Origin of the sequence: Citrobacter sp. Cpo100 (assembly GCF_030332595.1) — a bacterium.
Taxonomy (GTDB): Bacteria; Pseudomonadota; Gammaproteobacteria; order Enterobacterales; family Enterobacteriaceae; genus Citrobacter; species Citrobacter portucalensis.
Window position 1 is genome coordinate 514,804 of the sequence record NZ_JAOWHM010000037.1, and the last position, 17,868, is coordinate 532,671.

The window sequence follows — 17,868 nt, forward strand, 5'->3', positions numbered from 1 at the left end:
CTGATTAATTATCGGCAAAGACGATACAGAACATGTTGTGCCAATCGATGATCTGGCGGCAACGCGGGATGCGTGAACTCTTCTGTTTTATTCATACCAAGTCGTATCATCAGATTCTCTGACGGTTTATTCAGCACAGAAGTAAATGAAACGACTTCATTTAGCGCCAGTACGTCAAAAGCAAATGCAAGACTCGCTTGCGCGGCTTCTAACGCCAGACCCTGGTGCCAGTATGCTTTAGCAAGGCGCCAGCCAATTTCGGTACAGGGTGAAAAATGAAATTTATCAGGTTGTGGATGCAACCCCACACAGCCCACAAACTGGTGTGTTTCTTTTAGCTCTACGGCCCAAAATCCCCAGCCGCGTTCTGCAATACCTTCACTAAATCTATCGGCCAGGTTATCGCTTTCAGCTTTCTGTAGCGGCGCGGGGAAAAAACGCATCACGTCAGAATCGGTATTGAGTGCAGCAAAAGGGGCTCGGTCTTTAGCCTCCCACTGTCGTAATATCAACCTTGATGTTTCCAGCATATTCCTGCCCTTATCATTCATTTTCATATAATCTTCTAAAATAAGTGGCTCATCGGCAAGGTCTTATACCGTCCTTTTCCGACTTTTCCTCTCATACTGGAGATTTATACATGGCCGACTGGAACCCTTCGCTTTATCTGCAATATGCAACTGAACGTTCAAGACCCGCAGCAGAATTACTCAGCCGTGTGGCGTTAGAAAATGTCCGCTCAGTTGTTGATCTTGGTTGTGGTCCGGGAAACAGTACGGCATTGCTGCATCAGCGCTGGCCCACGGCAAAGACAACAGGTGTCGATTCTTCACCTGCTATGCTGAATGAAGCACGCAACGCATTACCTGACTGCCATTTTATCGAAGCGGATATTAGCCAGTTTAAGCCCGAGCATCCCGTGGATCTGCTTTATGCAAATGCGTCGTTACAGTGGGTGCCCGATCACTATGAATTATTCCCACATTTGGTCTCACAGCTGAGTCACAACGGCGTTCTGGCCGTGCAAATGCCGGATAACTGGCTGGAGCCCACGCATGTACTGATGCGCGAAGTGGCTTATGAACAAGATTACCCCGACCGGGGGCGTGCTCCGCTTCCTGGCGTTCACGCCTACTATGATATTTTAACCGAAGCGGGTTGTGATGTGGATATCTGGCGTACAACGTATTATCACATTATGGATTCGCATCAGGCGATTATCGACTGGGTAAGCTCAACGGGACTACGCCCCTGGTTGCAGGATTTGAGCGAAAGCGAGCAGCGTCATTACCTGGCTCGCTACCATGAACTGCTTCAGGATCAATATCCGTTGCAGGAAAACGGCAATATTTTGCTGGCATTTCCGCGGTTGTTTATTGTTGCCAGACGCAATAGTTAAACGTTTATCATCAGACAGATCACAGGACAGGGCTACCGAGTATGCGCGCCCTCGCCTTTTTATCATAAGGATCTAGTGGCTATGTCAGGCATCTGCTAGTGTCTTGCCACATGTTTCTGACGGGGGTTGTTATGTCTAAAGTCTACATCGGTGGGTGTCTGTGTGGCTCGATCCGCTTCACTGCCAGCAGTCCTAATAATTCCCATACCTGCTCATGCGATATATGCCGGAAACATACGGGGGCCCCGACTGTCGTCTGGATTGAGTTTGATGCAGAAAATGTAGAATGGACGGGAAAAGCCGGAAAACCGACAACCTGGCGCTCATCTGAAACTACCAGCCGGGCTTTTTGCCCTCAGTGCGGTAGTTCCGTGGGCGCCATCGATGACGCTCCGGTCATTGCGCTTTTAGCCGGCGCTTTTGACGATCCTAATGATGAAGATCTGGCGCCGGAGTTTCATTCGTTTTCTGATATGCGGCCAGCATGGTGGGAAACAGAACGAAACTAAGTTAGTTGGTAATGTTTATCCGGCATATGTTTTGCTGGCACATTGGTTTCATCGTTCATTTGCAGTAAATCGATTTCGATTGCATTGCAAATCGCATCCAGCGGCAGATCATTGTTCTCAGTACCAAACGGATCTTCAAGCTCTTCCGCAAGCGCATCGAGTGAGATAAAAGTATAGGAAATAAGCACTGAAATAAACGGCGTCATGTAGTGAAGATCCACCACCAACGCGAATGGCAGCATGATACAAAACAGATAAACAGTGCGATGAAGGATCAAAGTATAAGCAAACGGAACGGGTGTATTCGCGATTCGCTCACAACCTGCCAGTACTGCCGACATATCATTTAATCTGTTGTTTAAACTATGAAATAATATATCGGACAGCTGTCCATCACGTCTGCGTATGGCCAACCACTCCCCCATCAGCAACAAAATGCGGTTTGCTGGCGATTGTGCGGCAAATACCGTCTGCAGATCTTTCTCGCTGAGATATTTCGCCAACGGCTCTGCCTGTGGGTTTCGACGTAATGTCATGCGTAAACAGTGGGCAAATGCGATTTGCAGACGAACAAACTGCCCCAGTTCAGCGTCATCCGGTAAGGTGGTTTTCACCTCACGAAGTAGTGATCGGGAAGCAATCATCAACTGTCCCCACAGGTGTCTGGCTTCGACATAACGTGAATAGCAGGCGTTATTGCGAAAACCTAAAAAGATAGCAATCGCCACGCCCAGAATACTGAACGGTGCCAGGGTAAATTTGATACCCAACATCGTATACCAGGGCAACATGATGATAACGGCGATGGAGAGCAGGAAGTTCAGCAGCAACCGTGAGAATATTTTAGATAATACTGAACCATGCCAGACGAATATCAGGCGCAGCCAGTGTTGTTGGGGACGAACGATCATGGTTATCTTCGGTAAAATGTGAAATCCGTCACATTAGACGCGATAGCGATCAATGTTGCAAGTTAATCGCAACATTATCCCAACAACTGTTGTTCTGCTTAAAATGAAGCTGCACCTAAGTCACAGACCGGGTTTATGATATAAACCACACAGTATGTTGTAACTAATGTATATCCAGAAAAAACCCGGCCTGAGCCGGGTTGTCGGTAGTCGTCTTAGCACAGTGGCTTAACGGCTTCACGCATACCTTTTGCCAGAATGGTATCCAGATCGGCAGAGACCTGTTCCACCAGTCCAGAAACCTGCGTCAGATCTTGTTCCCAGTGTTCTTTGACACCCAGTACAGATTTGACCAACGCTTCGGTACTTATCTGGCGATCGCGATGCTGGGACCACAGCTGTTGAAAACGCTCTATCCAGTGCGCATCATCCTGAACCGGATAAGACTCACCGTTGCGCTCTCCACGATAAAAAGCAATTAACGCGGCAAGTGCAAACGTCAAACGCGCCGGCAGCTTACCGCTGGCCTGTTGCCCTGCCAGCAGTTGCGGCAATATACGGGTGCGGAATTTGGTCATGCCATTCAGGGCAATCGACAGCAACTGATGTTTTATATACGGGTTGCAGAATCGACCGGTTACCGCACTGGCGAAAGAAGCTAACTCATCACGTGGTAAATCCAGTACCGGAATGATCTCTTCATAGATCGCTTTCTCCACGAAAGCACAAATCTCAGCGTCATTCATCGCCTCGCCCACGGTGTCCAACCCTGCCTGCCAGGCAACAGGGACCAGCGCGGTGTGAGCACCGTTGAGAATCGCCACTTTGCGCTCTTTGTACGGTTTGATGTCATCCACGATCAGGACATTCAGCGGATACTTATCCAGACGTAGTTCTGCGGCTAATGACTTCGGCCCCTGAATGACAAACAGATAGAAATGTTCTGCGGTATCGAGGAAAGCATCATGATAGCCCAGTTCAGCTTCGAGCTTAGCTACCTCATCACGCGGATAGCCGGTAACAATACGGTCCACCAGCGTGGAGCAAAATGCATTGGCCTGATCCAGCCACTGAATAAACGCTTCCGGCAGCGCCCATTCCTGAGCGTAGCGCAGAACCAGTTCACGCAGCGCATCACCGTTATAATCAATCAGTTCGCAAGGGATGATAATCCAGCCTTTATCCAATGCGCCGTTAAAATAGCTGAAGCGTTCGAACAGCAGACGCGTCAGTTTAGCCGGATAACTAACCGCTGGCGCGTCGTCAAACTTATCGCCCGCGTGGTAACTGATACCTGCTTCCGTGGTGTTAGAGAACACAAAACGCATATCAGGATTATGCGCCAGCTTCAGGAACTCATCGTATTCGCTATAGACGCTGATTTCACGGTTAACTGAACGAATTAGACGGGCATCACTGACGGCCTCGCCCTTCTCATTCAAACCACGAATGATAGTGGTATAGAGGCCATCCTGCGTACTCAGCGATGGCGGGAAGGAACTTTCGATAGGACGAACAATGACCACACCAGCGTTCAGATCGGTATGCTCGTTGAGCAGATCTACCTGCCAGTCTACAAAGGCGCGCAGGAAGTTTCCTTCACCAAACTGAATAATGCGTTCAGGATACTGAGCACCGGGGAAATCGCGACGATTTAGTGTTTGCACAATGGGTTCCCTTTATGATTAGTCATACAACCTGATTGAATTGGTCCAATAGGTTAGCAAACTTTAATACATTGAAACCCTGTTTTGATCAATCCCCGGCGACAAATTAGAGCGTTTTATAGAAAAGTGTGGTTCCGGTCAGCATCCCATCGGGCATTTGGGCATAGTCAGGTATCACCCCTACCTTTTTCCACCCACAATTGTGGTAGAACAACTCCGCACCACTGCCCGTCGCCGTATCAAGCACCAGCAGCGTTTTACCTTGTTGACGCGCGCAACTTTCCAGTTCATTCATCAATTCACGGGCCAGGCCACCGCGTCGCGCTGAAGGGTGAACCAGCAGTTTGGCGACATCAGCACGATGAGGTTGATTTTCGGGTTGATCGATAATGAGTTGGACGGTACCGACAAGCACCCCCTGCGCATTCTGCGTACCAAGAACGATCCGTTCACCGCGAGAAACACTTTGCGCGACCTTCATCCAGAAAGGCTCTGATTTTTCGCGATTAAAGGGCAGCATAAAACTGATGGAGGCGCCGTCATTGACGCACTGTTCAAGAACATCGCTGAGCTCGTCGATTCTCGACAGAATCTGTGCCGCGCTCAGCACAAAGCAGGGTTTGCCGGAAGCCATGGTTTCTCCTTAGATTGACCCCTTCATACTGCTTTTAACAATTACACAACACAAGGGGGCATATCATAGGATAATGTTATCTATGGCTTGTTCATTTGGAGCACTAACCAGTGGTAAATAACCGTGACAACGTAACGTTGCTGTTCATCGTTTAGCGCTACACCCTGAGGTATATCATGCCATTTCGCCAGACACCCTCGACAGCACGTCGCCGTAGCATGTTGAGCAATAAATACCGGGTGACCACGCATAGGAGTCTGTTTTCCATCATTGGCGGGAAACGCAGGTGCCAGTCGTTTAGCTATAAAATCCGCAGCATGTTGCTCGATAACTGGCGCCCCTTTATCCAGACAATACTGCCTTTCTTTCTGACCAAGACGAAACCGCGAGCGAAACGTTGATTTCGCCAGCCGGGCAAAAAGAGGATCGAGCGTTTTCATCAGTAAACCGAGCGCCCCAGCTGTTGTGTTAATTGCTCCAGCACGGCGATACCGGCCAGTGAATTTCCCGCCGGATCCAGTTCCGGACTCCAGACAGCAATCGCCATCTCGTGTGGCACGATCGCCACGATGCCGCCACCCACACCTGATTTCGCCGGAAGCCCGACCCGCCAGGCAAATTCCCCTGCGTTCTGATACATGCCGCTGGTCGCCATCAGCGCATTGATCTGCCGGGCCTGCATAGGAGTGACCACAGGCTCAGCAAGATGAAAGGCATGCCCTTGATTTGCCAAAAAGACAAAAGTCCGCGCTAGTTCCACACAGCTCATTTTCAGCGCGCAGTAGTGAAAATAGTTCTGCAAAACGGTGGGCACGTCATGGTGAAAATTGCCGAAGGATTTCATCAACCAGGCAATAGCGGCGTTACGCGCCGAGTGCTCAAACTCCGATCGCGCGACCGTCGCATCATAGGCGATATCCGAAACGCCGCTTAATGCCCGCACCACTTCCAGCATCCGTTGACGCGGTGCGCTTAGACGCCCTTGCAGCATATCGCAAACCACCAGCGCCCCGGCATTAATAAAGGGATTGCGAGGGATACCCTGCTCCATTTCCAGCTGCACCAGGGAGTTAAAAGGATGACCGGAAGGATCTTTGCCGACGCGCTGCCAGATCTCCTCTTCCTGATAGTGACGCATCGCCACGACCAGACTAAGCACCTTTGAAATCGACTGAATAGAAAAACGTTCTTGCGCATCTCCCGCCTGATAGTGCTGCCCATCAACGGTACAGATAGCAATACCCAGTTTTGAACCGTCGACGGAGGCTAATGCCGGAATGTAATCAGCGACTTTACCCTGACCAATCAGCGGACGAACCTGCTGCACAATGGTCTCTAAAATTGAATTGTCCATGGCCCTGGCCACAACATGCTCCTTGCTCGCAGGTATGAAAGGCCTGCGAGTATAACAGAGCTGAATACGCAGCGTCAGGCCGGAAGGCGGAATCTGGCCACTGCCTGCATAAGCTGGTTAGATTCATGGTGAAGCTGTAAGGAAGAATCAGATGCAGCATTCACCAGATCACTGGTTTGTCGGGCTTCGCCGTTCAGGACATGAAGCTGACGGGTTAACTGGTGAATACTGTTCCCCTGATTTAACGTTGCAGTCGAAATATCGTTCAGTAACGCGCCGAGGTTTTCCACCAGTGCGATAACCTGCTGCAAATTCTTATCCAGTCCGTTAACCGCGTGAAAGCCCTCTTCAATGCCCTGTAACGAGTGTTTAATCAGTGTCTGAATGTTTTGCGTAGACTGACCACTTTTTCGCGCCAGCAGCCCAACTTCTTTCGCAACTACGGCAAACCCGCGCCCTTGCTCCCCGGCATGTGCTGCCTCGATTGCCGCGTTAAGAGCCAGGATATTTGTCTGAAATGCAATGTTGTCGATAAGCGTTGTAATCCCTCGCATTTCAGACGAGCGAGTCACAATCGCCTGCATTGACGCATTTACCGTCGCCATCATTCTGTCTCCACCTGCCGCAATATCACGCGCCTGCACTGCGCGTTGATTCGCCAGTTCAGCAAAGCCACTGTTATCCTCAACATGCGTTTCCAGAACCGAAATATGCGATGTCACAGTGCTCAACTCTTCACTTTGTTTTGCCGACTGCTGGTATAGCTGTTTATTGTTCTGCGCAAGTTCGTTGATATTTCCTACCATTGCGGTGGTGGCATCATTCACCTGCCGTACCAGCGCGCAGAGCCCCTGCTGCATTGCAGCAATACGCGAACTTAATTGCGTCACTTCCCGATTAAACTGACTCACCTGCGGGGCCGGGCGAGAAAGATCCCCCGCCGCTAAAATATCGATATGATCGATCAGCCGTCGCAGCGGCATAATCACCCAACGGAACATACTACGCCAGACCAGAAAGGCGATAATCACAAGCACCAGAGGAATAAACAAAAATAGATTCTGTAAACGCTCAAGACTGGTCAACAGCTGCTGACGCCCAGCTTCCGCATGTCGCCCACTGTCCTGCTGAAAGCGCGCGTAATTACCGTTAAAGTCTGTCTGAAAGGCCTGCACGGGTACGGCAAAAAACGCATCAATGGAACCTGACTGCATCAGCCCATCCGCCTGCTCCTGAATACCGCTATAAAAACGCTGATAGCTCTCAGTTAGATCCGGATCCGACTGCGGCTTCATATCCCGCCAGGCATCCCATGCACTTTTTGACTGCGCCAGCGCCCGATACGCCTCTTCCATTAACGGACGCCAACTCCCGTCCGAACCGGTGGCGGCATCCTGCATAAAATAAATTCCCGCACGGTTAAGTAAATCGCTGGCAGATAATAACGCCACCCGCGCTTCATCGACCTTTGCCTGCTGCAAAAGCGCGAGTTGATTACGCCCTTCATTATGCTGTGCGTCGCTGACTGAGGCCGAGAGCATCAAGGAGGACACGACCTGCAAAACAGAGAACAGCGCAATAATGCAAAAAATGCCGGTTAAAAGACCGAACTGACGGGGTATTAGACGATGGAAAATTTGCGTTATGTTCATATTACTCTTCTGTATCAAAGCGTTAGCTGCGAGTGTACGGAGAGTAAATGACAGAAAAATTGCAGAAATAAGACAGGTGCCCCCAGCGGAGGCACCCACACCATCAAAGGCGGTTTTTCCAGACGGTCTGCACGTTACAAAACTCATGCAGGCCAAAGTGAGAAAGTTCGCGGCCAAAGCCACTTTTCTTCACACCACCAAACGCAACGCGGGCATCGCTGGCGCTGTAACCATTGATAAATACGCCACCACACTCCAGGCGTGACGCCATCTTCTGCGCCAGCGCTTCATCCGCAGTAAACACCGTGGCGGATAAGCCGAAATCACTGTCATTCGCCAGCGCTAAGGCATGTTCAGCATTCTTCGCCACGGTAATTGCCGCAACCGGACCAAACAGCTCCTGGCGGAACGCCGTCATCTCTGGAGTGACATCGCCCAGTACCGTCACGGCATAGTAATTGCCCTGACCCGCAATTTTTTCCCCGCCGAGAAGTAACCGTGCCCCTTCGGAAAGGGTGGCTTCTACCTGCTGGTGCAGCTCATCACGCAGATCAAATCGCGCCATCGGCCCCAGATCGTTTTCTTCGTTCAGCGGATCCCCCATTTTGAGCGCGCTCGCAGCGGCCACAAAGCGTGAAGTAAACTCTGCCGCAATCCCTTCTTCGATAATAAAGCGCTTGGCTGCCGCACAAACCTGCCCGGTGTTCTGATAACGCCCAGCGACCGCCGCCTTAACGGCCAGATCGAGGTCAGCATCATTGAGGACAATAAACGGATCGGAGCCGCCCAGTTCAAGCACACATTTTTTCAGAGCGGCCCCAGCCTGAGCGCCAATCGCCGCCCCAGCACGTACACTGCCTGTCACCGTTACCGCCGTAATACGCGGGTCATTGATCATCTGACTGACCCCGGTGTTATCGGCATTCACCCAACCGTAAACCCCCGCAGGTACACCCGCATCAGCGAAAACCTGCGCAATAATTGCAGCACAGCCGGTTACGTTAGGCGCATGCTTTAACAGGTAACCATTTCCGGCCAACAGAATCGGGACGGCACCTCGCATTACCTGCCAGAGCGGGAAGTTCCACGGCATGATCGCCAGAATGGTTCCTAGCGGACGATATTCAATCACTGCCTGGTTATTCTCCACCAGCGTAGGTTCCGGATTGAGCATCGCCGGTCCATGCTCGGCGTACCAGTCACACAATGCAGCTGACTTGGCGACTTCAGCACGCGCCTGCTTAATGGGTTTACCCATTTCACATGAGATACACTCCGCCATCTCTTCCGCACGATGGCGCAGAGCTTGCCCGATCTGGCGCAGCGTTTGCGCACGGTGCTCAACGGAAGTATGTTTCCATTCGCTATAGCCATTCGCGGCAAGGTTCAGCGCATGATCAATCTCTTCCGCGCTGGCCCACGGCGTCGCCGTCAGCCTTTCACCGCTGGCAGGGTCAATGGAAATCGCATGTGTTGCTGCTGTGATAGTCATAAGTGCCTCTCTTTATCGCAGGGTATGGTTATATCATGAGCATATTTACTCTTTCTGAAAAATGAATAATATTAACCATACCATTCACGAATAGAGAAGATTATGGATCTGACGCAGCTGGAAATGTTCAATGCCGTCGCGGAGACTGGCAGTATTACGCAGGCCGCCGCGAAGGTGCATCGCGTGCCATCCAATCTCACCACCCGTATACGTCAGCTTGAAGCCGACCTGGGCGTTGATCTGTTTATTCGTGAAAACCAGCGCCTGCGGCTTTCCCCATCCGGGCACAACTTTTTGCGCTACAGCCAGCGGATCCTGGCACTGGTTGAGGAAGCCAGGATGGTCGTCGCCGGGGATGAGCCGCAAGGACTCTTCTCTCTCGGCTCGCTTGAAAGTACAGCAGCAGTACGCATCCCCGCCACGCTGGCTGAATATAACCAGCGTTACCCCAAAATTCAGTTCGCGCTGGCGACAGGTCCTTCAGGCACAATGCTGGACGGCGTACTCGACGGTACATTGAACGCGGCCTTTGTCGATGGCCCAATTACCCATCCGGGACTTGAAGGAATGCCGGTCTACCGTGAAGAGATGATGATCGTGACGCCGCACGGCCATCCCCCCATTCAGCGGGCCAGCGACGTCAACGGTTGCAGTATTTACGCCTTTCGTGCCAACTGTTCCTATCGCCGCCATTTTGAAAGCTGGTTTCATGCCGATCGCGCCATGCCCGGCACCATTCATGAAATGGAGTCATATCACGGCATGCTGGCCTGCGTCATTGCCGGCGCGGGTATCGCACTGATCCCGCGTTCGATGCTGGAGAGCATGCCTGGGCATCATCAGGTCAACGCCTGGCCGCTAAGCGAGAACTGGCGCTGGCTGAATACATGGCTGGTCTGGCGCAGAGGTGCAATGACACGTCAGCTGGAAGCGTTTATTGAGGTGTTGAACCCTCAGTTATCACAGAGCACGGAGTAACTGGCAATCCTCAAAGAACATGAATACCTGTAAATCCGGGTGAAGTCATACGCCCGGAATTTCATTATTATTGAAATACTTAAAAATCCGAGGAATGTTCGGCAGCACATTGTGGCGCCCTGCCAATGAAATGAGATCCACATCACAAAATGATTGTATTTTCGCCAGCAAACGTTTTAAGATCGTGGCCTTACCTTTTCGCAGCTAATCCTCTTATTTGATATGACAACAGACACTGTTTCCCGCAAGGTCGCGTGGCTACGGGTAGTTACGCTTGCCATTGCCGGTTTTATTTTCAATACCACCGAGTTTGTTCCTGTCGGCTTGCTGTCCGACATCGCACAAAGTTTCAATATGCAGACCGCTCAGGTCGGGATCATGCTGACGATCTACGCCTGGGTTGTCGCCCTGATGTCGCTCCCTTTTATGTTACTTACCAGTCAGGTGGAGCGCCGAAAACTGCTGATCTGTCTGTTTGTTGTGTTTATCGCCAGCCATGTGCTCTCTTTCCTGGCATGGAATTTTACCGTGCTGGTAATTAGCCGTATTGGTATTGCTTTTGCGCACGCTATTTTCTGGTCGATTACCGCATCGCTGGCGATCCGCCTGGCCCCTGCCGGTAAACGTGCACAGGCTCTCAGCCTGATTGCCACCGGCACCGCGCTGGCGATGGTGCTTGGCCTGCCAATCGGACGTATCGTCGGTCAGTATTTTGGCTGGCGCACGACCTTCTTCGCCATCGGTATGGGGGCGTTAGTTACCCTGCTTTGCCTGATTAAGCTCCTGCCCAAACTACCCAGTGAGCACTCCGGCTCTTTAAAAAGCCTGCCGGTGTTATTTCATCGTCCGGCATTGATGAGTCTGTATCTACTGACGGTGATTGTGGTCACCGCACATTACACGGCCTACAGCTATATCGAGCCGTTTGTGCAGACCGTCGCGGGTCTGAGCGCAAACTTTGCTACCGTGCTGTTGCTGGTTCTGGGTGGCGCGGGAATTGTCGGTAGCGTCATTTTCGGTAAGCTGGGGAATCTGCATGCATCCGTGCTGATTAGCAGTGCCATTGCCCTGTTGACGGTATGCCTGGTGCTGTTACTTCCGGCTGCTGACAGCGAAATGCACCTTGCTGTCCTGAGTATTTTCTGGGGCGTCGCAATCATGCTGATAGGTCTGGGAATGCAGGTGAAAGTGCTGGCGCTTGCTCCGGATGCGACTGACGTCGCAATGGCACTATTCTCAGGTATCTTTAATATCGGTATTGGCGCTGGTGCGCTGGTAGGCAATCAGGTGAGTTTACACTGGTCGATGTCTACAATTGGTTACGTCGGCGCAGTGCCTGCCGTTGCCGCGTTGATATGGTCGGTGATTATCTTTCGTAAATGGCCGGTATCGTTGGAAGAACAGCCTCAGCATTCGTGAAAAATGTGCCCGGTAGACATTAACGATTACCGGGCACAGCGTTCTAAGCGTAGGTTTTAATAATTTCCAGCACGCCGTTAATAATAAACTGCACGCCCATACACACCAGTAAGAAGCCCATCAAACGAGAAATCGCTTCGATACCACCTTTGCCGACGAGGCGCATGATCCCCCCGGAACTGCGCAAACAGCCCCACAGGATAATCCCAACAACCGCAAAAATAATCGGCGGTGCGACCATGATCACCCAGTCCGGAAATTCGGAACCATGACGCACGGTTGACGCGGAACTGATGATCATCGCAATCGTCCCCGGACCGGCAGTGCTTGGCATAGCCAACGGTACAAAGGCGATATTGGCAGTCGGCTCGTCTTCCAGCTCTTCTGACTTGCTTCTCGCTTCCGGAGAATCATGCGCCTTCTGCTGCGGAAACAGCATCCGAAAGCCGATAAACGCAACGATTAACCCACCCGCAATACGTAGCCCGGGAATCGAAATCCCGAAGGTATTCATCACAAGTTGCCCGGCATAGTACGCCACCATCATGATGGCAAACACGTAAACGGAAGCCATGAGTGACTGACGGTTACGCTCTGCGCTGTTCATATTGCCGGCAAGGCCAAGGAACAACGCTACGGTGGTTAACGGGTTTGCCAACGGTAACAGGACTACCAGCCCAAGTCCTATCGCTTTAAACAAGTCCATCATAATGTCATCTTTCCTGTGCGTTAATCGTCAACGGCAAGTATACGGTGAAATCCGCGAGATAAGCCATTTTCGCGATGTAAGGATTCATTTTTCATCCACGCGTATAAACCATAATTATCAGATCGTTAAAATTTCACTCATCGGATGTTGAGTCTGATGATTTAACAAAACGTGGCATTTGCTGACTCATTCATTTGACTTATATTTGCCTAAGCAATAATATCAGCCGTGACTAACTACTTGCCAGGGCAACCATTGTGAAAAACACCAGTGATCTGTTTAACGAAATCATCCCACTGGGTCGTTTGATCTATATGGTTAATCAGAAAAAAGATCGTTTGCTAAACGACTATCTGTCACCGCTGGATATCACGGCATCGCAGTTCAAGGTGCTCTGCTCCATCCGTTGCGCGGTGTGCATCACCCCTGTCGAATTGAAAAAAGTGCTGTCTGTCGACCTTGGCGCCCTGACGCGGATGCTGGACAGACTGGCCTGTAAAGGCTGGATCGAAAGGCTTCCGAATCCACATGACAAGCGTGGCGTGCTGGTGAAACTCACTGAGCATGGCGCAGCAATTTGCGAGCAGTGTCATCAATTAGTAGGGCAAGACCTGCACCAGGAATTAACAAAAAACTTAACGGCGGATGAAGTAGCCACACTTGAGCACTTGCTTAAGAGAATCCTGCCGTAAACAGAAAGAGGTATGACGATGTCCAGACGCAATACTGACACAATCACTATTCATAGCATTTTGGACTGGATCGAAAATAACCTTGAATCGCCGCTCTCGCTGGAAAAAGTGTCTGAGCGTTCAGGTTACTCCAAATGGCACCTGCAACGGATGTTTAAAAAAGAAACCGGCCATTCACTGGGTCAATACATTCGCAGCCGTAAAATGACTGAAATAGCGCAAAAATTAAAAGAGAGTAACGAGCCCATTCTTTATCTGGCAGAGCGTTACGGTTTTGAGTCTCAGCAGACGCTGACCCGGACATTCAAAAACTATTTTGATGTTCCGCCGCATAAGTACCGTATGACGAATATGCACGGCGAATCACGCTATTTGCTTCCACTCAATCAATGTAATTGCTAATCGCCAGTTAACGACGTAATCGAGGAAATCATGAAACTTCTGTCTTATGCAATGCTGGCCCTGATGTTTGTTGTTTCGGGCCAGAGCATGGCGGAACAGACCGCGCAACCTGCCACCCAGAACAGTCGCGACGCGATGATTATGCCCCCTGCGCACGATCAGTCCCCGTTCGATTTTAATCATATGGGTGCAGGCAGCGACAAGTCCGACGAATTAGGTGTGCCTTATTACAATATGCGCAACCTGTAATTATATTGCCCCGCCACTGCGGTAATGCCTGTCAGTTAGCGCCTCAGTTTCAGTAAGCATCAACCTGTGCTGGCGGAGGTAAATAACATGCTATCTAGGAGAAAGAGTTCCGTTCACCTCATGTGCATTGCTTCTCTAAAACACTGACTCCTGTGAACGTGTAAAGGGCGTTCTCCGCCACGCCCTTTACAATCCCGGCTCCCGGCAGGAAAATTGTTGCTGCGCAATACCCTCCGCTTATTCCTCCAGGCTACCGGGCCGGGCGCGAGGAAGCGTCCTTGCAAAGCGCGCCCTGAGCCAGCATCCATGCTGGCTCTCCCGGCCTTACGGAAACACGTCGGCAATTTTCAGCCGGACCAGTCCACACCTCACCACCTACGCTTTTATTTGAATATCTCTGAACAGCAATACGGATATAACTGGAAGTCAGTGCGTTGAAGCGATGACCCCGGTCCGGCTGAAAATCGATGAGTGTTGACGGCTGACCGGGTCTGTCCGCAGGGATGCGGACAGAGGGGACGGCCCGCAGGGACGCAGGCTCGGCCCCGACCCGACAGGCAGACGACATAAGACGAATAACTCGCGCAGCGACGATTTTCCCGCCGGGAGCCTGGGATGCAAGGGAGACGGCGGTGAGTCTCCCTTGCACGTTCACGGGTATCTACGCTTCAGAGAAATGACACCGCTGAGGTGAACGGAACCATGAGCAATAATCACATGTTCACCATACATGCTTAACTGACGAGCATTACTCCACTGCGGGGCTTTTTTAGCCCCTCACCGATGCAACCTTACGCAACCGAAAGCCAAACACATTGATATACAACCCTGCCATGATCAGTAGCGCACCGAGCAGTTGCAATCCGGTCAGCGTTTCATCCAGCAGCACGACCGCACTCGCCAGTCCAACGACCGGCACCAGCAGCGACAACGGCGCGACACGCCAGGTTTCATAGCGTCCGAGTAACGAACCCCAGATACCGTAACCCACAATGGTCGCCACAAACGCCAGATAAACCAGTGAAAGAATGGTGGTCATATCTATCTCCACCAGACTGTGGGTCATTTGCGTTGGACCATCCAGAAGCCATGATGCCAGGAAGAACGGAACAATGGGAATTAACGCGCTCCATACCACCAACGACATAACGGCCGGACGCGATGTATGCTGCATGATTTTTTTGTTAAAGATATTGCCGCAGGCCCAGCTTAGCGCCGCCGCCAGCGTCAGCATAAAACCGAGCATGCCAACATGCTGACCATTCAGACTGGCCTCAATCAGCACCAGCACGCCAAATACCGCCAGCGCAATCCCAACCAATTGTTTACCCTGCAGGCGCTCACCGAAAGCAAATGCGCCCAGAACAATGGTAAAAAACGCCTGAGCCTGCAATACCAGAGAAGCTAACCCTGCAGGCATGCCGAATTTGATAGCGCTAAAGAGAAATGCGAACTGCCCAAAACTGATGGTCAGGCCATAGCCGAGCAATAACGAAAGTGGGATTTTCGGCCTGGCAACAAAGAGTATTGCCGGAAACGCCACCAGTAAAAAACGTAATCCCGCCAACATTAGCGGTGGCATATTGTGCAGACCCACTTTAATAACGACAAAGTTCAGTCCCCAAACCACGACAACCAGTAACGCTAACAACCCGTCTTTACGCGACATACCACCGCCCCTGCAAATATTAAATTTTTGTAAACAAGTTAAAGTAACGGAAATCGTTGTGCCGTAACAGATCATTATTTCAGGTAGGCCACGCAAGGCATTTTCGGACAACTTATTGAGTGTACATCACAGTTTTGGCATGCTATTTGTTTCTTATATCTAAAAAAAACATAACAACAGCATTGTCGGGCAGGCAAATGAATATCTCCTTGAGAAGGTCCACTCTCGCGTTACTCGCGTCATCATTATTATTAACAATTGGCCGTGGCGCCACTCTGCCATTTATGACGATTTACCTCAGTCGGCAGTATCATCTGAGCGTTGACCTGATCGGCTATGCGATGACGGTCGCGCTGACCATTGGCGTGGTGTTCAGCCTTGGCTTTGGTATTCTGGCCGACAAGTTCGATAAAAAACGCTATATGCTGCTGGCAATTTGTGGCTTTGCCTCTGGCTTTATTGCAATCCCGCTGGTGCATAACGTGGTGGTAGTGGTTTTACTCTTTGCCCTGATCAACTGTGCCTACTCCGTCTTCGCCACGGTGCTGAAGGCCTGGTTTGCCGATAATCTGTCAGCCACCAACAAGACTAAAATTTTCTCGCTTAACTATACCGTGCTGAATATTGGCTGGACCGTTGGTCCACCGCTGGGCACTCTACTGGTGATGCAAAGCATTAACCTGCCATTCTGGCTGGCTGCCGCCTGTTCAGCATTGCCACTGGTGTTTATCCAGACCTGGGTAAAACGTTCGACAGCACCATCAGAAGGTTTAAACGCCGCGGTGTGGTCCCCTTCGGTACTCCTGCGCGACCGGGCATTATTTTGGTTTACGTTATCGGCCTTTCTGGCATCGTTTGTTGGCGGTGCTTTTGCGTCCTGTATTTCGCAATACGTTATGGTGGTAGCGGATGGCGATTTTGCCGAGAAAGTGGTAGCAGTCGTCCTGCCCGTTAACGCCGCCATCGTAGTATCACTGCAATACGCACTTGGCCGCAGGCTCACCGCCACGAATATCCGCCCGTTGATGACAGTGGGTACAGTCTTCTTTGTCGTTGGCCTGGTCGGTTTCGCTTTCTCCGGCAACAGTCTGTTGTTATGGGGAATTTCTGCTGCGTTTTTCACTATCGGCGAAGTCATTTACGCGCCGGGTGAATACATGCTTATCGACAACATCGCGCCAGCAGGCATGAAAGCCAGCTATTTTTCCGCCCAGTCGTTGGGCTGGCTTGGCGCAGCGGTTAACCCATTAGTCAGCGGCGTCATTTTAACCACATTGCCGCCATGGTCGCTGTTTGTCGCGCTGATAGTGGCGATCGTTCTTGCCTGGGCGCTCATGATAAAAGGCATGCGCGCCAAGCCCTGGGGGCAGACGGTGGTCTGCTGATGAGTATAGCGACAGAGCCGAAGCCGCTCTGTCGCATACCTCAGATTGCAACCAGTCCCCGAACGCCCTCGGCCTCCATATTTTTACCATCGCCGCTTTGAATAATGCTGCCCCGCGACATGAGCAGGTATTTGTCGGCCAACTGCTGCGCAAAATCGTAGAATTGCTCCACCAGCAATATAGCCATATCCCCCCGGTGCGCCAGTTGAGAAATCACCTGACCAATCTCTTTAATCACCGACGGCTGGATCCCTTCAGTTGGCTCATCAAGAATCAACAACTGTGGGCGACTTGCCAGCGCTCGTCCAATGGCCAGTTGCTGCTGTTGCCCGCCGGACAAATCTCCGCCACGCCGATGCTTCATCTCCTGTAAAACCGGAAAGAGCGCGTAAATATCATCCGGCACATGCCGGGCCTCCGGAGCTGAAAAACGGGAAAGACCGAGCAGCAGATTCTCTTCGACCGTCAAACGCGGAAAAATATCACGCCCCTGTGGGACATACGCCACACCGGCCCTGACCCGCTGATGCGGCTTCCAGTGAGTGACATTTTTATCCTGCCAGAGCACGCTTCCGCTACGGGCCGGAATAAGTCCCATCAGACACTTTAGTAGTGTTGTTTTCCCCACGCCGTTACGCCCCAGCAGGCATGTCACCTCACCGATACGCGCTTCAAAGCTCACCCCGCGCAGAATATGGCTGCCACCATAATATTGATTCAGTTCTTTCACCTGCAGCATATGAACTC

At 51.3% G+C, this 17,868-nt stretch carries 19 protein-coding genes; 8 read left to right on the top strand and 11 right to left on the bottom strand.

The window, feature by feature from the left end:
- Positions 1-8: 8 nt before the first annotated feature.
- Positions 9-530, bottom strand: coding sequence for a GNAT family N-acetyltransferase (locus OGX96_RS17990; protein ID WP_286584220.1), 522 nt, complete (start codon positions 528-530; stop codon positions 9-11).
- A gap of 110 nt (positions 531-640) precedes the next feature.
- Here OGX96_RS17990 and tam point away from each other — a divergent pair, with 110 nt between their 5' ends.
- Together tam and OGX96_RS18000 are read left to right on the top strand one after the other, a co-directional pair.
- Positions 641-1,399 (top strand): trans-aconitate 2-methyltransferase, encoded by a 759-nt coding sequence (gene tam, locus OGX96_RS17995; protein WP_057067518.1) that lies wholly within the window; start codon positions 641-643, stop codon positions 1,397-1,399.
- Between the two features lie 131 nt (positions 1,400-1,530).
- Positions 1,531-1,908: a GFA family protein gene (locus OGX96_RS18000; protein WP_003832953.1), complete on the top strand. Its 378-nt coding sequence runs from the start codon at positions 1,531-1,533 to the stop codon at positions 1,906-1,908.
- Here the strand turns inward: OGX96_RS18000 and OGX96_RS18005 are convergent.
- The 7 genes from OGX96_RS18005 to sad form a co-directional block, all read right to left on the bottom strand.
- The gene (locus OGX96_RS18005) at positions 1,905-2,819 is read right to left on the bottom strand and encodes a bestrophin family protein (RefSeq protein WP_048235395.1); all 915 of its coding nucleotides are present in this window, start codon (positions 2,817-2,819) and stop codon (positions 1,905-1,907) included. The genes OGX96_RS18000 and OGX96_RS18005 overlap by 4 nt on opposite strands.
- Before the next feature lie 215 nt (positions 2,820-3,034).
- Positions 3,035-4,486, bottom strand: a complete 1,452-nt coding sequence (locus OGX96_RS18010) for a tagaturonate reductase (protein ID WP_008784755.1) — start codon at positions 4,484-4,486, stop codon at positions 3,035-3,037.
- A 106-nt stretch (positions 4,487-4,592) separates the two neighbouring features.
- The gene (locus tag OGX96_RS18015) at positions 4,593-5,120 is read right to left on the bottom strand and encodes a GNAT family N-acetyltransferase (protein ID WP_198802181.1); all 528 of its coding nucleotides are present in this window, start codon (positions 5,118-5,120) and stop codon (positions 4,593-4,595) included.
- An 80-nt stretch (positions 5,121-5,200) separates the two neighbouring features.
- Positions 5,201-5,560: a DUF4186 domain-containing protein gene (locus tag OGX96_RS18020; RefSeq protein WP_008784753.1), complete on the bottom strand. Its 360-nt coding sequence runs from the start codon at positions 5,558-5,560 to the stop codon at positions 5,201-5,203.
- Positions 5,560-6,486, bottom strand: coding sequence for a glutaminase B (gene glsB, locus OGX96_RS18025; RefSeq protein WP_003832944.1), 927 nt, complete (start codon positions 6,484-6,486; stop codon positions 5,560-5,562). Before glsB ends, OGX96_RS18020 begins: the two co-directional genes overlap by 1 nt.
- A gap of 62 nt (positions 6,487-6,548) precedes the next feature.
- Positions 6,549-8,126 carry a methyl-accepting chemotaxis protein gene (locus OGX96_RS18030; protein WP_198802179.1) on the bottom strand — a complete coding sequence of 526 codons (1,578 nt, stop codon included), beginning with the start codon at positions 8,124-8,126 and terminating at the stop codon, positions 6,549-6,551.
- Positions 8,127-8,229: 103 nt separating this feature from the next.
- Entirely contained in the window at positions 8,230-9,618 is a 1,389-nt protein-coding gene (gene sad / locus OGX96_RS18035; RefSeq protein ID WP_198802177.1) for a succinate-semialdehyde dehydrogenase, read from the bottom strand.
- A 102-nt stretch (positions 9,619-9,720) separates the two neighbouring features.
- Between sad and ptrR the strand changes: the two genes are divergently transcribed.
- Both ptrR and OGX96_RS18045 read left to right on the top strand, forming a co-directional pair.
- Complete coding sequence (gene ptrR / locus OGX96_RS18040; RefSeq protein ID WP_198802175.1) at positions 9,721-10,596, top strand: putrescine utilization regulator PtrR; 876 nt, start codon at positions 9,721-9,723, stop codon at positions 10,594-10,596.
- Positions 10,597-10,818: 222 nt separating this feature from the next.
- Positions 10,819-12,015: a sugar transporter gene (locus OGX96_RS18045; RefSeq protein ID WP_032943422.1), complete on the top strand. Its 1,197-nt coding sequence runs from the start codon at positions 10,819-10,821 to the stop codon at positions 12,013-12,015.
- Positions 12,016-12,058: 43 nt separating this feature from the next.
- Here OGX96_RS18045 and OGX96_RS18050 read toward each other — a convergent pair whose 3' ends face one another.
- A complete protein-coding gene (locus OGX96_RS18050; protein ID WP_003832936.1) occupies positions 12,059-12,724 on the bottom strand; it encodes a MarC family NAAT transporter in 666 nt (221 codons plus the stop codon).
- A gap of 257 nt (positions 12,725-12,981) precedes the next feature.
- On the opposite strand from OGX96_RS18050, the gene marR reads away from it, so the two are divergent.
- From marR to marB, 3 genes are read left to right on the top strand one after another with little or no spacing between them, the layout of a single operon-like run.
- Positions 12,982-13,416 carry a multiple antibiotic resistance transcriptional regulator MarR gene (marR, locus tag OGX96_RS18055; protein WP_003832935.1) on the top strand — a complete coding sequence of 145 codons (435 nt, stop codon included), beginning with the start codon at positions 12,982-12,984 and terminating at the stop codon, positions 13,414-13,416.
- Positions 13,417-13,434: 18 nt separating this feature from the next.
- Entirely contained in the window at positions 13,435-13,818 is a 384-nt protein-coding gene (gene marA / locus OGX96_RS18060; protein WP_003032424.1) for an MDR efflux pump AcrAB transcriptional activator MarA, read from the top strand.
- A gap of 30 nt (positions 13,819-13,848) precedes the next feature.
- A complete protein-coding gene (marB, locus tag OGX96_RS18065) occupies positions 13,849-14,067 on the top strand; it encodes a multiple antibiotic resistance protein MarB (protein WP_048226519.1) in 219 nt (72 codons plus the stop codon).
- Positions 14,068-14,836: 769 nt separating this feature from the next.
- On the opposite strand, the gene eamA is transcribed toward marB, so the two are convergent.
- Positions 14,837-15,736, bottom strand: coding sequence for an O-acetylserine/cysteine exporter (gene eamA, locus OGX96_RS18070; RefSeq protein ID WP_100272486.1), 900 nt, complete (start codon positions 15,734-15,736; stop codon positions 14,837-14,839).
- Between the two features lie 197 nt (positions 15,737-15,933).
- Between eamA and ydeE the strand changes: the two genes are divergently transcribed.
- Positions 15,934-17,121: an efflux MFS transporter YdeE gene (gene ydeE, locus OGX96_RS18075; RefSeq protein WP_032943415.1), complete on the top strand. Its 1,188-nt coding sequence runs from the start codon at positions 15,934-15,936 to the stop codon at positions 17,119-17,121.
- A gap of 40 nt (positions 17,122-17,161) precedes the next feature.
- On the opposite strand, the gene urtE is transcribed toward ydeE, so the two are convergent.
- A complete protein-coding gene (urtE, locus tag OGX96_RS18080) occupies positions 17,162-17,860 on the bottom strand; it encodes an urea ABC transporter ATP-binding subunit UrtE (RefSeq protein WP_048214207.1) in 699 nt (232 codons plus the stop codon).
- Positions 17,861-17,868: the final 8 nt, after the last annotated feature.

Excerpts from the sequence above, each read along its gene's own strand:
- marB (WP_048226519.1), top strand. The coding sequence starts at position 13,849 with ATGAAACTTCTGTCTTATGCAATGCTGGCCCTGATGTTTGTTGTTTCG.
- OGX96_RS18030 (WP_198802179.1), bottom strand. The coding sequence starts at position 8,126 with ATGAACATAACGCAAATTTTCCATCGTCTAATACCCCGTCAGTTCGGT.
- urtE (WP_048214207.1), bottom strand. The coding sequence starts at position 17,860 with ATGCTGCAGGTGAAAGAACTGAATCAATATTATGGTGGCAGCCATATT.
- eamA (WP_100272486.1), bottom strand. The coding sequence starts at position 15,736 with ATGTCGCGTAAAGACGGGTTGTTAGCGTTACTGGTTGTCGTGGTTTGG.
- marA (WP_003032424.1), top strand. The coding sequence starts at position 13,435 with ATGTCCAGACGCAATACTGACACAATCACTATTCATAGCATTTTGGAC.
- OGX96_RS18050 (WP_003832936.1), bottom strand. The coding sequence starts at position 12,724 with ATGATGGACTTGTTTAAAGCGATAGGACTTGGGCTGGTAGTCCTGTTA.
- OGX96_RS17990 (WP_286584220.1), bottom strand. The coding sequence starts at position 530 with ATGCTGGAAACATCAAGGTTGATATTACGACAGTGGGAGGCTAAAGAC.
- OGX96_RS18005 (WP_048235395.1), bottom strand. The coding sequence starts at position 2,819 with ATGATCGTTCGTCCCCAACAACACTGGCTGCGCCTGATATTCGTCTGG.
- sad (WP_198802177.1), bottom strand. The coding sequence starts at position 9,618 with ATGACTATCACAGCAGCAACACATGCGATTTCCATTGACCCTGCCAGC.
- OGX96_RS18045 (WP_032943422.1), top strand. The coding sequence starts at position 10,819 with ATGACAACAGACACTGTTTCCCGCAAGGTCGCGTGGCTACGGGTAGTT.
- ptrR (WP_198802175.1), top strand. The coding sequence starts at position 9,721 with ATGGATCTGACGCAGCTGGAAATGTTCAATGCCGTCGCGGAGACTGGC.
- OGX96_RS18015 (WP_198802181.1), bottom strand. The coding sequence starts at position 5,120 with ATGGCTTCCGGCAAACCCTGCTTTGTGCTGAGCGCGGCACAGATTCTG.
- tam (WP_057067518.1), top strand. The coding sequence starts at position 641 with ATGGCCGACTGGAACCCTTCGCTTTATCTGCAATATGCAACTGAACGT.
- OGX96_RS18020 (WP_008784753.1), bottom strand. The coding sequence starts at position 5,560 with ATGAAAACGCTCGATCCTCTTTTTGCCCGGCTGGCGAAATCAACGTTT.
- ydeE (WP_032943415.1), top strand. The coding sequence starts at position 15,934 with ATGAATATCTCCTTGAGAAGGTCCACTCTCGCGTTACTCGCGTCATCA.
- OGX96_RS18000 (WP_003832953.1), top strand. The coding sequence starts at position 1,531 with ATGTCTAAAGTCTACATCGGTGGGTGTCTGTGTGGCTCGATCCGCTTC.